A 15,067-nucleotide genomic window follows, 5' to 3' on the forward strand; every position below is an offset into this window, starting at 1 on the left:
ATGGGCGGATGGGCGGTCGGGCGGTCGGAGCGGTGGTGGCAGCTCGTCAGGTGGTGCGCTGGAGGTGCGGTGCGGCGGTGTTCCCGGCGTCGCCGGTGGCGGCGGTGTCGGCGGTGGCGGCGGTGTCGCCGCCGCCCGCGCCGGGCCGGTCACCGTCGCCGTCCTGGTCGGCGGCCTCGGCTTCGGTCTCGGCCATGGCCCCGTCGGCCTCGGCCGTGGCCTCGTTCTCGGCCTCGGCCGTGGCGTCGGCCCCGGCCTCGGTTCCGGCTCCGTCGTCCTCGGCCGCCGCCTCCGGCTTGCCGATCAGGAAGGCGGCGGAGAGCAGCGCACCGACCAGCATCGCGGCCAGCACCGTCCGGAAGTCCAGCGCGGCCACCAGCCCGGCGCCGATGCCGATGGCGACCGCCTGGGGAGCGGTGAGCGCCAGGTTGACGGCCGCCTGGGTGCGGCCCATCAACCGGGGCGGGGTCAGCGACTGGGCGGCGGTGGCCAGGCCGACCACGGCCGCCGGCATGCCGGCCCCGGCGATCAGCAGACCGGCCGCCACCACCCAGACCGACGGGGTCAGCAGCAGCGCGGCGCCGAGGGCGAAGACGGCCGAGCCGATCATGACGGTCCGCCGGGGGCCGAGCTTGCCGATCAGGAGGCCGCCCAGCACCGAGCCGCCCAGCGACCCGACCGCCTCCACCGTCTCCAGCACGCCGAGGAACTGCGGCGAGCGGTGCAGCCCGTGCTGGATGAGCGAGAACAGCACCGGCTGGAGGAAGCTGAGCACGGTGGCGGTCGCGGTGGTCGCGATCAGCAGCGGCAGCAGCGAGGTGGTGGTGCGCAGGTGCTGGAAGCCCGCCAGCACCTCGGTGCGCCAGCGGCGGCCGGAGGGCTCCGGCGTCGGCTCGGCCACCCGCAGGGCCAGGAAGGCGAGCGCCGCCGCCAGCAGGATGGCGATGTCCACCACGGCGACGGCCCGGCCGCCGAGCCACCCGTACAGGCCGGAGCCGACCAGCGGGGCGACCAGGGTGGTGCCCGCGCGCATGCTCTGGGTGAACCCGACGGCCGCCCCGAAGTCCTGGCGATCCGTCAGAATGGTCCGGAGCATCGCGCTCTGGGCCGGGGTCAGGACGGCCCCGGCCAGCCCGTAGAGCACGGCCGTGCCGTAGATGATCCACAGCTGGCCCCGGCCCGTCACCAGCAGCAGCGGGGTGACCGCCACCGCCAGGACCAGATTGACCGCGACCAGCAGCGGCCGGCGGCGGACCCGGTCGGCGAACAGGCCGCCGAGCGGCAGCAGCAGCATCGGAACGGCGTAGCAGAACATCACCAGACCGGCCGCGGAACTGCTCCCCGTCAGCACCTTGGCCCAGATGCCCAGGGCGATGAAGAGGGCGCTGTCCCCGAGGACGGACAGCGTCTGTCCCGCGATGTAGAGCCGGAACTCCGGCCGCGCCAGAAGTGGGTGCATGTCCTGTCCTTCGTTGCTGCGGTGTGGTGGATGGTGCGGGCGCGGGCCGGCGAGCGGTCCCGGCGGACGGCCCTAGCGGGCGGCGTCGGAGGGCGGGGCGGTGGGCGCAGCCGGGGCCGCCGGGGGCGGGCCGGCCTCGGCGAAGCCCGCGAGCACGGCGTCGTTGGCGTCCTTCTCGCCGACGGCGATCCGGATGCCCTGGCCGGGGTAGAACCGGACGGCCACCCCGAGCCGCTCCAGCGCGGCCTTGACGGGCGACTGGTCCCCGGGGACGGCCACCCACAGGAAGTTGGTCAGGCTCGGCGCCACCGCCCAGCCCAGACCGAGCAGTTCGGCCCGCAGGCGGTCCCGCTCGGCGGCGATCCCGGCGATCCGCCGGTCCACCTCGTCCTGGGCCGCCACGGCGGCCAGCAGGCCCGCCTCCTGGAGGCGGTTCACCGCATACGGCACCTGGTGGTCCCGTACCCGCTGCGCCACCGGCTCCGCCGCCATCGCGTAGCCGATCCGCAGCGCGGCGATGCCGTGCGACTTGGAGAGGGTGCGCAGCACCACCAGGTTGGGCCACTCGGCGATCCGGGCCGGGACGTCCGGGGCCGCCCAGCCGCGGGCGAAGTCGATGTACGCCTCGTCCAGCAGGATCAGCGCCGTGGGCGGCACCCGGCGGAAGAAGGCGGTCAGCCCGGCCCAGGAGTAGACCGTGCCGGTCGGGTTGTGCGGGTTGCACAGCACCACGATCCGGGTGCGGTCGTCCAGCCGCTCCGCCATCGCGGCCAGGTCGTGCCGGGCGTCCGGCCCGAGCGGGACGGGCCTGGCCCCGGCCCGGGCGATCCGGCAGAACAGCGGGTACGCGTCGAAGCAGGGGTCCGAGTGCACCACGTTGTCGCCGGGCTCGACGACGGCGTGGAAGAGGTCCAGCGCGACGCCCGCCGAACCGTGGCCGACCACGACCTGCCCGGCCGGGACGCCCTGCCAGTCGGCGATGATCCCCTCGATCCGCCGGGGGCGCAGGTCCGGGTAGCGGTGCAGGTCGCCGGTGGCGTCGGCCAGGGCGGCGAGCACCGAGGGCAGCGGCGGGTACGGGTGCTCGTTCTGGGCCAGCAGGTATCTGGCCGGGGGAGCGGCGGCCATCAGTCGGCCTGCAGGACGTAGAGCCAGGAGTGCGGGGTGGCCAGGGCCTCGACGCGGTCGATCCGCAGGCCCGCGTCGGCGAACAGCTGCTCGTAGGTCTCCTTGGTGTGCAGCGGCACGCCCATCATCGCGTGCGCCAGCTCGAAGCCGACCGAGAAGACCGGCAGGGTGCTCTGCGACTCGCCGGGGCCGCGCAGCATGGTGTCGCCGAGCACGAAGGTGCGGGCCTTGGGGAAGGCCTCCCGCATCCGGGTGAAGATCGAGGAGCGGGTGGCCGGGTCGGCCAGCAGGTCGTGCAGCAGGAAGAAGCTCATCACGGTGTCGACCTCGGCCACCTCGGCGGCCTCGGCGTCGTTGTCGATCTGGGTGCCGAGCAGGCCCAGCACGTCGGCCCGGACGGCGGTGACCCGGTCCTCGAGGCCGGCCTCGGCGATCTCGCGGCGGGCGATGTCGGTGGCCGGGCGGCTGATGTCGATGCCCAGGCCCCGGCTGCCCTCCCGCTGGGAGACCACCCGGCGCACCCGGGCGGAGGTGCCGCTGCCGAGGTCGGCGATGAGGCGGAAGTCGATGCCGTCGAGCACGTCGGTCAGCTGCGCGGCGAACATCGACTGGTCGCACTGGGCGGAGCCGAGGGCGACCATCGCCTCGTCGCGGAAGACGTCCTGCTGGTAGTGGTGCGTCCCGGCGCTCAGGTGCCCGGCGCGGCCGAAGACGTCGTGGTAGCCGCCGACGGCCCAGGTGAAGTAGCCACGGGCGGAGGCGACTTCGCGGCCTGCCTCGGTGGGCAGGTAGCCGGCGCCGTCGGCCTTGAGGAAGCCGTAGTCGGCGGCGGCGCGCAGCACGGCCTCCGTTCTGGCGACGTCACCGGCCGATGCGGCGGACTGGGCGGCCTCGGCGGCCGAGAGCGGCTCGCCGCGGCCGATCCGCTCCAGTACGCCGATCCGGTCCAGCGCGAAGATCACGTTCGCGGCGATGAAGCCGTTGTAGGCGTCGGTCGACGACATCGGCGCCGGGGTGACGCCGCGCCAGGTGTCGGGAATGACGGCACTGTGCATCGGTGGTCTCCATTCATCGTGGGTGGGCCGGGTCGCGGCCGGTGGGGTGGTCGGTGCGGGGGTGTCGCGTCGGAGCGGTGGTGCGCTTGCGGGAGGTGGTGCGGTGGTGCGCTCCAAGGGTGGTGCGGGTCCTGCGGTGGTGCGGTTCAGGGGTGGTGCGGTTCAGGGGTGGTGGTGCGTGGGCGCTGCGCCGGGCGCCGGGCCCTCCGCCGGGTGCGGCGCCGGGTGGCGGAGTCGCTCGGCGAGCACCGGGCCGATGACCGAGAGCGCCCGCGGGCCGGTCATCGCGCCGTGGGTGCTCGGCACCTCGTGGACCTCGATCCGGCCGCCCACGTACGGGCGCCAGCTCTCGGGGTCGGGGGCGTCGGCCGGGCGGTCCTCGGCGGCGACGAACACCAGGGCGTCGCCGTCGTAGCCGGGCAGCGGGGCGTCGTCGGCCAGGGCGAGGTTGGCCAGGAAGACCTCGACCACCCGGGCCACCCCGGCACCGCTGAGGCCGGCCAGCGGGCCGTCGCCGTCCCGGACCAGCTCGGCGTAGCCGGCCTCGTCGGTGGGCCAGGCCGTGATGTCCGCCGGCCGGTGGCCGAGGGAGGCGAGGATCGCGGCGAGCAGCGCCGGCTCGCGCTCGGCGGCGTCCCGGCGGGCCCGGCCGTGCCCGGCGCCGCCCGGTGCGGCGCCGTTCCGGGCGGCCTCCCCGGCGGTGGGTGCCGGGTAGCCGTCGAGGACGGCGAGCAGCGAGACCTGCTCGCCCTGCTCCCGCAGCAGGGCCGCGATCGCGTGGGCGACCGGCCCGCCGAAGGACCAGCCGAGCAGGGCGTACGGACCTTCGGGCCGCACCGCGCGCAGCTCGGCCAGGTAGGTGCGGGCCAGGTCCGCCAGGCTGGCCGGGTGCCGGTCCAGGTCGGCGAGTCCGGGTGCCTGGAGGCCGTAGATCGGCTGCTCGGCGTCCAGGTGGCGCAGCAGGCCGGTGTAGACCCAGCTGATGCCGGCCGCCGGGTGCACGCAGAACAGCGGCGGGCGGGAGCCCCGGGCGCGGATCGGCAGCAGCACCGGGAAGGCCTCCTCGGCGGCGGCAGCGGCAGCGGCAGCAGCGGTGGCGGCAGCAGCGGCAGGGCCGGCGCCGGTCACGTCGGTGGTGGCGGCGCCATCCCGGCTGCCGCTCGGCGGTCCGGCCTGCAGTCCGTCCACCAGTCCGGCCACCAGCCCGGCCAGCCCGGCGACGGTGGGCGCCTGGAAGAGCGCCCGGACGCCGAGGCCGTCCGCGCCGGTCAGCTCCCGCACACCGGCGATCAGGCGGCCGGCCAGCAGAGAGTGGCCGCCCAGCTCGAAGAAGTTGTCGTCGACGCCGACCCGCTCCACGCCGAGCACGTCGGCGAACAGCCCGCACAGCAGCTCCTCCAGCGGAGTGCGCGGCGCCCGGCCGGCGCCCGCCCGGCCCGGCCCGGGGGCGGGCAGCGCCCGCTCGTCGAGCTTGCCGTTGGGCGTCAGCGGCAGCCGTTCCAGCGGCACCAGGGCCGCGGGCCGCATGTGGTCCGGCAGCTCGGCGGCCAGGTGGGCGCGGACGGCGTCCGCATCGAGCGGCCCGGCGGCGGAGGCAGGCACCAGGTACCCGACCAGGCGCTTGTCGCCGGGGGTGTCCTCGCGGACCACGACCGCGGCGGAGGCCACCTGCGGGTGGCGGCTGAGCACCGAGGCGATCTCGCCCAGCTCGATCCGGAAGCCCCGGACCTTCACCTGGGCGTCGATGCGTCCGAGGTAGTCGAGTTCGCCGGCGGCCGTCCAGCGGGCCAGGTCGCCGGTGCGGTACATCCGGGTGCCGGGGGCGCCGTACGGGTCGGCGACGAAGCGTTCCGCGGTCAGCCCCGGCCGGCCCAGGTAGCCCCGGGCCAGCCCGGCGCCGGCCACGTACAGTTCGCCGGGCACCCCGGCGGGCACCGGCCTCAGCCGGGAGTCCAGCAGGTACAGCCGCAGGTCCGGGATGCCCGCGCCGATCAGCGACCGAAACTGCCCGGCGGCCGTGGCGGTGTCCAGCGGGCGGTAGGAGACGTGCACCGTGGTCTCGGTGATGCCGTACATGTTGACCAGCACCGGCGCGTCCTCGGGGTGCCGTTCGTACCAGGGCGCCAGCCGGGCCAGGTCGAGCGCCTCGCCGCCGAAGACCACCCGTCGCAGGGCGAGGTCGCGGCCCAGCTCCGGCGCCTCCTCGTCGGCCTGCATCAACTGGTAGAACGCGGACGGCGTCTGGTTGAGGAAGGTGACCCGCTCGCGCACCAGCAGCTCCAGGAACTCCCGGGGCTCCCGGCTCACCTCGAAGGGCACCACGACCAGCCGGCCGCCGTGCAGCAGCGCGCCCCACAGCTCCCAGACCGAGAAGTCGAAGGCGTAGGAGTGGAACAGCGTCCAGACGTCCTGCGGGCCGGGCGCGAACCACCGGGCGGTGGCGGCGAACAGCCGGGCCACGTTGGCGTGCGTGACCACCACGCCCTTGGGGCGGCCGGTCGAGCCGGAGGTGTAGATGACGTAGGCCGGGTGGTCGGGCACCAGGGCGGGCGCGGGAGCGGTGGTGCTCGCCCCGGCCAGCTCGGCCGCCGTCGACGGGGTGTCGAGCAGCAGCGACGGCGGCCCCGCATCGGGCAGTCGGGCGGCGGTCGCGGTCGTGGTGAGCAGCAGCTCAGGGGCGGCGTCGCGCAGGGTGTAGGCGATCCGGTCGGCCGGGTAGTCCGGGTCGATCGGCAGGTAGGCGCCACCCGCCTTGAGCACCGCGAGCACGGCGACCACCAGCTCGGCGGAGCGCGGCAGTGCCAGGGCCACCAGCCGCTCGGGGCCCACTCCCCGCGCGGCCAGCAGGTGGGCCAGCCGGTTCGCCCGGGCGTCCAGCTCGGCGTAGTCGAGCCGTTCGTCCCGGTGGACCACCGCGACGGCGTCCGGGGTGCGCGCCGCCTGGGCGGCGAACAGCGCGGGGAGGGTGCGGAGTCCGTAGGCCTCCGGGTGCTCCCCGGGCCGGCTCCACTGCTCCAGGATCAGGGTCCGTTCGGCTGCCGTGAGGATCTCCGCCTCGCTGACCGGGCGGGCTGGATCGGCGGTCACCGCGCCGAGCAGCCGCTCGAAGCGGTGGCCGATCGCCGTCACCGTGGCCGGGTCGAACAGGTCCACCGCGTACTCGACCACCAGGTCGATCCCGGCCGGTGCTCCGTCCGCGTCGAGCCGCTCCAGGAAGCCGAAGGCCAGGTCGAACTTGGCGTGTTCGGCCGCCGCCGGCTCGACCCGGAAGGGCAGTCCGTCCGCCGAGGGCGCCGGTGGCGGTGTCGGCAACGGTGTCGGCGAGGACGTCGGCGAGGACGTCGCGGAGGGCGCGGCGGAGGGTGTGGTGGCGGATGTGGCGGATGTGGCGGAACCGAAGGTCAACAGCACCTGGAACAGCGGGTGCCGGGCCGTCGAGCGGGCCGGGTTGAGCGCCTCGACCAGCCGCTCGAAGGGCAGGTCCTGGTGCTCGAAGGCGTCCAGGTCGGCCACCCGCACGCGCTCCAGCAGGTCGAGGAAGCTCGGGTCGCCGGAGAGGTCGGTGCGCAGCACCAGGGTGTTGACGAAGAAGCCGACCAGGTCGTCGAGGGCCTCGTCGGTGCGGCCGGCGACCGGAGTGCCGAGCGGGATGTCGCTGCCCGCACCCAGCCGGCCGAGGGTGGCGGCCAGGGCGGCCTGCACCACCATGAACGTGCTGGAACGATTCTCCCGGGCCAACGCGCTCACGGCGGCGTGGAGTTCGGCGGGGATCCGGAGCTCGACGGTGTCGCCGCGGTGGCTGGCCGCCGTCGGCCGCTTGCGGTCGTAGGGCAGCGCCAGCTCCTCCGGGAGACCGGCCAGGGCCCGGCGCCAGAAGGCGAGTTGGCCGGCCGACAGCGGGGTGGGCTGCTCCTCGGTGCCGAGGAGTTCGCGTTGCCAGAGGGTGTAGTCGGCATACTGGACGGGCAGGGGCCGCCAGTCGGGTGCCGAGCCGGTGCGGCGGGCCCGGTAGGCGGTGTCGAGGTCCCGCAGCAGCGGGCCGACGGACCAGCCGTCGGTGGCGATGTGGTGCATCAGCACCAGCAGGACGTGCTCCTCGTGCGGGAGCGAGTACAGCGTGGCGCGGACGGGCAGGTCGCGGGCGAGGTCGAAGACCTCCCGGCCGGCCGCGGCCAGGGCCGCCCCGAGGTCCTCCTCGGTGGCCACCGGCACGGTGCGGAGCGGGAGTCGGGCGTCGTCCAGGACCAGCTGGTGCGGCCGGCCGGCCACGCTCGGGTAGACCGTGCGCAGCACCTCGTGCCGGCGCAGCAGGTCCGTCAGCGCCTCCTCGAGGGCGGCGGTGTCGACCGGGCCGGTCAGACGCACCGCGCACGGGGTGTTGTAGAGCGCGTTCGGTCCCTCGAACTGGTCGATGAACCAGAGGCGTTGCTGCGCCGGGGAGAGCGGGACGCGCTCCGGCCGGTCGGCGCGCCGCAGGGCCGGCCGGGCGCCGCCGGAGGCGGGCAGGGCGGCGGCCAGGGCCGCGACGGTGGGCGCGTCGAACAGGGCCCGGATGGGGAGTTCGGTGTCCAGGGTGGTGCGGATGCGGCTGACCAGTTTGGTGGCGAGGAGGGAGTGGCCGCCGAGGTCGAAGAAGTCGTCGTCGATGCCGACGGCGGGGAGGCCGAGGGTTTCGGCGAAGAGCGTGCAGAGGGTCCGCTCGCGTTCGGTGCGGGGTTCGCGGCCTTGGGGTGTGGTGCGGTAGTCGGGGGCGGGGAGGGCGCGGCGGTCGACTTTGCCGTTGGGGGTGACGGGGAGGGTGTCGAGGGTGACGATGGCGGCGGGGAGCATGTAGGCGGGGAGGCGTTCGGCGGCGTGGGCGCGGAGTTCGGCGGGGGTGGCGGGGTCGGTGGCTCTGTCGGCGGCGGTGGTGATGTAGACGACGAGTCGTTTGTCGCCGGGTTGGTCCTCGCGGACGAGGGCTACGGCGTGGCCCACGGTGGGGTGGGTGGTGAAGGCGGTTTCCACTTCGGCGAGTTCGATGCGGAAGCCGCGGATCTTGACCTGGTCGTCGGTGCGGCCGAGGAATTCGAGTTGGCCGGTGGTGGTCCAGCGGGCGAGGTCGCCGGTGCGGTACATGCGTTCGCCGTTGCCGTTGCCGTAGGGGCAGGCGACGAAGCGTTCGGCGGTGAGGGTGGGGCGGCCGAGGTAGCCGCGGGCGAGGCCGGCGCCGGCGAGGTAGAGCTCGCCGGGGACTCCGGCCGGGACGGGTCGGAGGGTGTCGTCGAGGACGTAGGCGCGGGTGTTGGCGAGCGGGCGGCCGATCGGCACCACGTCCGGGACGTCCGTGCCGGGCGTCATGGTGAAGGTGGTCTTGATGGCCGTCGTCTCCGTCGGTGCGTAGACCGCGACCACGTCCGTCCCGGGGCAGACCCGGAACAGCTGCCGTACGGCCTCCGGCGGCACCACGTCGCCGCCGGTCCACACCTGGCGCACGGCCCGGAACGCCTCCGGGGTCTCCTCCGCCATCAGCCGCAGCAGGCCCGAGGGCGCCTGCACCAGGGTGACCGCGTGCCGGGTGATGGTCGCGGCCAGAGCACGCAGGTCGAGCTGCCCGGGCGCCGCCAGCACGATCCGTCCGCCCGTCACCAGCGGCGCCCAGACCTCGGTGGTGGAGGCGTCGAAGGCCGTGGGCGAGTGCAGCAGGACACCGGCGTGGTGGCCCTCGTGGAAGTGCCGGTTGGCCAGCAGGTCGACCACGTTGCGGTGGGTGACCGCGACGCCCTTGGGCACCCCGGTCGAACCGGAGGTGTACATCACGTAGGCGAGCTGGCCCGGGTGCGAGCGCCGCCCGGCCGGCTCGGCGGCGGAGGCCGCGCCGACGTCGAGAGCACGGGGGCCGCCGTCGGCGAGCACCGGGTGGTCGCGGTGCGCCGCGTCGACCAGGACCAGCCGCGCCCCGGTGTCGGCGAGGATGTGCCGCATCCGGTCCAGCGGGTAGCGCGGGTCCAACGGGACGTAGGTGCCGCCGGCCTTGGTGACCGCGAGGATCGCCGCGACCAGGTCGGCCGAGCGGTCCATCAGGATCCCGACCGGCTCCTCCACCGCCAGCCCGCCCGCCAGCAGCACGGCTGCCAGCTTCCCGGCCCGCGCGTCCAGCTCCGCGTAGCTCAGCTCCTCGGTGTCGGAGACCACGGCCACGGCGTCCGGGGTGGCGGCGGCCTGGGCCTCGAACAGCTCGGGCAGGGTGCGGTCGGCGACCGGGGCGGCCGTGTCGTTCCAGCCGCTGAGCAGCTGCTCGCGCTCGCCCGGGGCGAGGATCCCGATCGCGCCGACGGGCGTGTCCGGGTCGGTGGCGACGGCGTCGAGGACGCGGAGCAGGCGCTCCACCAGGGCCGTCACGGTGGTGTGGTCGAAGAGGTCCGCCGCGTACTCGACGGCCGCCGCCACCCCGAGCGGGGCGCCGTTCCCGCCGTACTGCTCGGTGAAGTTGAAGTTCAGGTCGAAGTGGGCCTGGGCCGCGCCCGCGCCCTCCAGCACCCCGCCGGCCTCGCCGAGGGTGAGCACCGGGGAGGGGCCGCTGCCGAAGGTCAGCACGGTCTGGAAGAGGGGGTGGCGGGCGGGGGTGCGGGTGGGGTTGAGGTGTTCGACCAGGCGCTCGAAGGGGATGTCCTGGTGGTCGTAGGCGTCGAGGTCGGTGTGGCGGACGCGCTCCAGCAGTTCCCGGAAGGTGGGGTTGCCGGTGGTGTCGGTGCGCAGGACGAGGGTGTTGACGAAGAAGCCGACGAGGTCGTCGAGGGCTTGGTCGGTTCGTCCGGCGACGGGGGTGCCGAGGGGCAGGTCGGTGCCGGCGCCGAGCCGGGTGTAGAGGGTGGCGACGGCGGCCTGGAGGACCATGAACAGACTGGCGTTCTGCGCGGCGGCCAACTCGGTGAGGGCGCGGTGCAGTTCGGGAGAGATCCGGTATTCCACCGTTCCCGCGCGGTGGCTGGGGGCGGCCGGACGCGGGCGGTCGTAGGGGAGGGCAAGTTCCTCCGGTGCGCCGGCCAGGGCTCGCTGCCAGTAGGCCAGTTGGCCCCGGTGTGCGCTGGTGGGCTGCTCCTCGGTGCCGAGGAGTTCGCGCTGCCAGAGGGTGTAGTCGGCGTACTGGACGGGCAGGGGCCGCCAGTCGGGTGCCGAGCCGGCGCGGCGGGCCTGATAGGCGGCGGCGAGGTCGCGCAGGAGCGGGGCGACGGACCAGCCGTCGGCGGCGATGTGGTGCAGCAGGACGAGCAGCACGTGCTCGCCGTTCGGCAGCGAGAACAGCGACACCCGGATCGGCAGGTCCTCGGCGAGGCGGAACACCTCACCGGCGGCCTCGGACACGGCGGCCTGCAGCTCGTCCTCGTCGGCCACGCTGCGGGTGCGGAGGGCGACGCGGTCGGCCTGGACGACCTGCTGGTGCGGCTGGCCGTCGGCGCTGGGGAAGGTGGTGCGCAGCGCCTCGTGCCGGTCCGCGACGTCCCGCAGGGCCTCGGCGAGGGCGGTGGTGTCGATCTCGCCGGCTAGCCGGGCGGTGAAGGGGGTGTTGTAGAGCGCGCTCGGGCCCTCGAACTGGTCGATGAACCAGAGGCGTTGCTGGGCCGGCGAGAGCGGGACGCGCGCCGGCCTGGGCTGCGGCCGCAGAGCCGGACGGGCGGCGGCGCCGGACAGCAGAGGGGCGAGGGCGGCCACGGTGGGGTGGTCGAAGAGCGTGCGGATGGGGAGGTCGGTGTCGAGGGTGGTGCGGATGCGGCTGGTGAGTTTGGTGGCGAGGAGGGAGTGGCCGCCGAGGTCGAAGAAGTTGTCGTCGATGCCGACGGTGGGCAGTGCGAGGACGTCGGCGAAGAGGTCGCAGAGGGTTCGTTCGGTGGTGGTGCGGGGGGCGCGGCCCTGGGCGGCTTCGGCGTAGTCGGGGGTGGGGAGGGCGCGGCGGTCGATCTTGCCGTTGGGGGTGATGGGGAGGGTGTCGAGGGTGACGACGGCGGCGGGGACCATGTAGGCGGGGAGGCGTTCGGCGGTGAAGGTGCGCAGTTCGGCGGTGGTGGCGGTGCCGGTGGTGTAGACGACGAGTCGTTTGTCGCCGGGTTGGTCCTCGCGGACGGTCGCGACGACCTGTCCGACGGCCGGGTGGGCGGCGAAGGCGGTTTCCACCTCGCCGAGTTCGATGCGGAAGCCGCGGAGTTTGATCTGGTCGTCCGCGCGAGCGACGAACTCCAGTTCGCCGGTGGTGGTCCAGCGGGCGAGGTCGCCGGTGCGGTACATGCGGGTGCCGGGGTCGCCGTAGGGGCAGGCGGTGAAGCGTTCGGCGGTGAGGGTGGGGCGGCCGAGGTAGCCGCGGGCGAGGCCGGGGCCGGCGATGTACAGCTCGCCGGGCACGCCGGCCGGGACGGGTCTCAGCCCGGCGTCCAGCACGTACACCCGGGTGTTGGGCAGCGGGCGGCCGATCGGCACCGTGTGGGGCACTGCGGATGCGCGTGCCATGGCGTGGCAGGTGGCGAAGGTGGTGGTCTCGGTGGGGCCGTAACCGTCGACCACGGTGAGGTCGGGGCAGGAGGCCATGACGCGGCGGACGGCTGCGGGGGAGACGACGTCGCCGCCGGTCCACACCTCGCGCAGGCCGGTGAAGGTCTCCGGGGCTTCGGTGGCGATGACGTTGAAGAGGCCGGCGGTGAGCCAGGCGGCTGTGACGCCGCCGTGGTGGATGGTGTGGGCGAGTTCGGTGGCGCCGAGGCGTCCGGGGGGTGCGAGGACGGCGCGGCCGCCGGAGAGGAGTGGGGTCCAGAGTTCGTAGGTGGAGGCGTCGAAGGCGGTGGGGGAGTGGACCAGCACGCTGGAGTGGTTGCCGGTGGTGAAGGTGCCGCCGAGGGCGAGGTCGATGACCGAGCGGTGGGTGATGCCGATGCCCTTGGGGGTGCCGGTGGAGCCGGAGGTGTGCATCACGTACGCCAACTGGTCGGCGCGAACAGGTAGTTCGAGGTTGTCGGCGGTGTCGTCGCCGACCGGCAGGGTCCTGAGGCCTTCGAGGGCCGGGTGGTCGTGGTGTCCGGGGTCGGTGAGCGCGAGCCGGGTGCCGGCGTTCGTGAGGACGGCTCGTAGGCGCTCGTCGGGTTGGGCGTCGTCCAGGGGCACGTAGGTGCCGCCGGCCTTGAGGACGGCCAGGATCGCCACCACGAGGGCGGCCGAGCGGTCCATGAGCAGGGCGACGGGCGTCTCCGTGCCCACGCCGGCCGTGACCAGCCGACGCGCCAGACCGTTGGCGCGGGCGTTGAGTTCGGCATAGGTCAGCTCGCCGTCCACCGCCAGCAGGGCGACGGCGTCGGGAGTCGTGGCGGCCTGGGCCTCGAACACCGCGGGCAGCCCGCCCTCGGGCAGCGCCGCCACCGGGCCCCTGCCGTCCGCCAACAGCCGCTCCCGCTCCGCCGGGCTGAGCACCTCGATCCCGCCGATCGAGGCGTCGGGGTCGGCGGCGACGGCGCCGAGGACGCGCAGGAGCCGCTCGGCGAGCGTGGTGATGGTGCTCCGGTCGAAGAGGTCCGTGGCGTACTCGATCGCGCCTGACAGGCCGCCCTCCCCGCTCAGCTCCGAGAATCCGAAGGAGAGGTCGAACTTGGCCACGTCCAGGTCGAATTCCACCGAGGCGCAGGGGAGTTCTCCGAAGGCCTCCGGAACCGGCGTGTGGTTCTCCAGGGCGACCAGGGTCTGGAAGAGGGGGTGGCGGGCGGGGGTGCGGGTGGGGTTGAGGTGTTCGACCAGGCGCTCGAAGGGGATGTCCTGGTGGTCGTAGGCGTCGAGGTCGGTGTGGCGGATGCGGTCCAGCAGTTCCCGGAAGGTGGGGTTGCCGGTGGTGTCGGTGCGCAGGACGAGGGTGTTGACGAAGAAGCCGACGAGGTCGTCGAGGGCTTGGTCGGTTCGTCCGGCGACGGGGGTGCCGAGGGGCAGGTCGGTGCCGGCGCCGAGCCGGGTGTAGAGGGCGGCGACGGCGGCCTGGAGGACCATGAACAGACTGGCGTTCTGCGCGGCCGCCAACTCCGCAAGAGCACCGTGCAGTTCGGTGCCGACGGTGAACTCGACCAGGTCGCCCCGATGGCTGGGGGTGGTCGGCCGGGGCCGGTCGTAGGGGAGTGCCAGTTCCTCCGGCGCGTCGGACAGCGACCGCTCCCAGAAGGCGAGTTGCCGTCCGAGCAGACTGTCCTGGTCGTCTTCCGAGCCGAGGAGTTCGCGCTGCCAGAGGGTGTAGTCGGCGTACTGGACGGGCAGCGGGCGCCAGTCGGGTGCCGAGCCGCTGCGGCGGGCCTGGTAGGCGGTGGCGAGGTCCCGGAAGAGCGGGGCGACGGACCAGCCGTCGCTGGCGATGTGGTGCAGCAGCACCAGCAGCACGTGACGGTCGGCGCCGAGGGAGAACAGCCGGGTGCGGATCGGCGGCTCGGTAGCCAGGTCGAAGACGTGGCCGATCGCCTGGTCGAGCACCTCGGCCAGTTCGGTCTCGTCGGCGACGCGGGTCAGCTGGAGGGTGGGCTCGAGGTCGTCGCGGACCTGCTGGTGGGGCCGGCCCTCGACGGTCGGGAAGGTGGTGCGCAGCACTTCGTGCCGGTCCGCGACGTCGCGCAGGGCCTCGGCGAGGGCGGTGGTGTCGATCTCGCCGGTCAGCCGGACGGCGAACGGGGTGTTGTACAGGGTGCTCGGGCCCTCGAACTGCTCGATGAACCAGAGCCGTTGCTGGGCGTAGGAGAGCGGCACCAGCTCGGGGCGCTTCCGGGGCGCCAGCGCCGCGCGTCCGTCGGTGTGACTCTCGCCGAGCCGGCGGGCCAGCCCGGCGACGGTGGGTGCGTCGAACAGGGTGCGGATGGGGACCTCGACGTCCAGGGTGGTGCGGATGCGGCTGGTGAGTTTGGTGGCGAGGAGGGAGTGGCCGCCGAGGTCGAAGAAGTTGTCGTCGATGCCGACGGTGGGCAGTGCGAGGACGTCGGCGAAGAGGTTGCAGAGGGTTCGTTCGGTGGTGGTGCGGGGGGCGCGGCCCTGGGCGGCTTCGGCGTAGTCGGGGGTGGGGAGGGCGCGGCGGTCGATCTTGCCGTTGGGGGTGATGGGCAGGGTGTCGAGGGTGACGACGGCGGCGGGGACCATGTAGGCGGGGAGGCGTTCGGCGGTGAAGGTGCGCAGTTCGGCGGTGGTGGCGGTGCCGGTGGTGTAGACGACGAGTCGTTTGTCGCCGGGTTGGTCCTCGCGGACGGTCGCGACGACCTGTCCGACGGCCGGGTGGGCGGCGAAGGCGGTCTCCACCTCGCCGAGTTCGATGCGGAAGCCGCGGAGTTTGATCTGGTCGTCCGCGCGAGCGACGAACTCCAGTTCGCCGGTGGTGGTCCAGCGGGCGAGGTCGCCGGTGCGGTACATGCGGGTGCCGGGGTCGCCGTAGGGGCAGGCGGTGAAG

4 protein-coding genes are annotated in these 15,067 nt (G+C 74.3%); all 4 read right to left on the minus strand.

Annotation, left to right across the window (positions count from 1 at the left end; all coding sequences use genetic code 11):
* Positions 1 to 46: 46 nt before the first annotated feature.
* Entirely contained in the window at positions 47 to 1,459 is a 1,413-nt protein-coding gene (locus ACGF07_RS34215; RefSeq protein WP_392905335.1) for an MFS transporter, read from the minus strand.
* A gap of 72 nt (positions 1,460 to 1,531) precedes the next feature.
* Positions 1,532 to 2,587, minus strand: coding sequence for an aminotransferase class I/II-fold pyridoxal phosphate-dependent enzyme (locus ACGF07_RS34220; RefSeq protein ID WP_392905338.1), 1,056 nt, complete (start codon positions 2,585 to 2,587; stop codon positions 1,532 to 1,534).
* Positions 2,587 to 3,642, minus strand: a complete 1,056-nt coding sequence (locus ACGF07_RS34225) for an SAM-dependent methyltransferase (protein ID WP_392905340.1) — start codon at positions 3,640 to 3,642, stop codon at positions 2,587 to 2,589. Before ACGF07_RS34225 ends, ACGF07_RS34220 begins: the two co-directional genes overlap by 1 nt.
* 162 nt (positions 3,643 to 3,804) lie before the next feature.
* The gene (locus ACGF07_RS34230) at positions 3,805 to 15,030 is read right to left on the minus strand and encodes an amino acid adenylation domain-containing protein (protein ID WP_392905342.1); all 11,226 of its coding nucleotides are present in this window, start codon (positions 15,028 to 15,030) and stop codon (positions 3,805 to 3,807) included.
* Positions 15,031 to 15,067: the final 37 nt, after the last annotated feature.

The sequence above is a fragment of the Kitasatospora sp. NPDC048194 genome (genome assembly GCF_043202455.1).
GTDB lineage: Bacteria > Actinomycetota > Actinomycetes > Streptomycetales > Streptomycetaceae > Kitasatospora.

What these genes read in the sequence shown, in the direction of transcription:
- ACGF07_RS34220 (WP_392905338.1), bottom strand. Translation starts at nt 2,587, where the DNA reads ATGGCCGCCGCTCCCCCGGCCAGATACCTGCTGGCCCAGAACGAGCAC.
- ACGF07_RS34230 (WP_392905342.1), bottom strand. Translation starts at nt 15,030, where the DNA reads ATGTACCGCACCGGCGACCTCGCCCGCTGGACCACCACCGGCGAACTG.
- ACGF07_RS34225 (WP_392905340.1), bottom strand. Translation starts at nt 3,642, where the DNA reads ATGCACAGTGCCGTCATTCCCGACACCTGGCGCGGCGTCACCCCGGCG.
- ACGF07_RS34215 (WP_392905335.1), bottom strand. Translation starts at nt 1,459, where the DNA reads ATGCACCCACTTCTGGCGCGGCCGGAGTTCCGGCTCTACATCGCGGGA.